The organism is Erythrobacter donghaensis (genome assembly GCF_001557325.1).
GTDB classification, from domain to species: domain Bacteria; phylum Pseudomonadota; class Alphaproteobacteria; order Sphingomonadales; family Sphingomonadaceae; genus Erythrobacter; species Erythrobacter donghaensis_B.
Window position 1 is genome coordinate 1 of sequence record NZ_LSJS01000187.1, and the last position, 291, is coordinate 291.

The 291-nt window shown below is 65.6% G+C and carries 1 protein-coding gene; it reads left to right on the forward strand.

All coding sequences use genetic code 11. The features are described from left to right. The coding region (locus AX692_RS11300) for a transposase (protein WP_196491789.1) at positions 1–291 on the forward strand (291 nt) is incomplete at both ends.

Below are 291 nucleotides of genomic sequence, written 5' to 3' on the forward strand. Positions count from 1 at the left end.
GGATGCTGATCATCGGCTATTGCATGGGCATCCGGTCCGAGCGGCGGCTGTGCGAAGAGGTGCATGTCAACCTCGCCTATCGCTGGTTCTGCCGCCTGGGGCTGGAAGGCGATGTGCCCGACCACTCGACCTTCTCCAAGAACCGGCATGGGCGCTTCCGCGACAGTGATCTGCTGCGCCAGCTGTTTGAGACGACCGTGGCGCGCTGCATCGCCGAAGGACTGGTCGGCGGTGAGGGCTTCGCGGTCGATGGCAGCCTCGTGCGCGCCGATGTGAACCGCCAGCATGCCG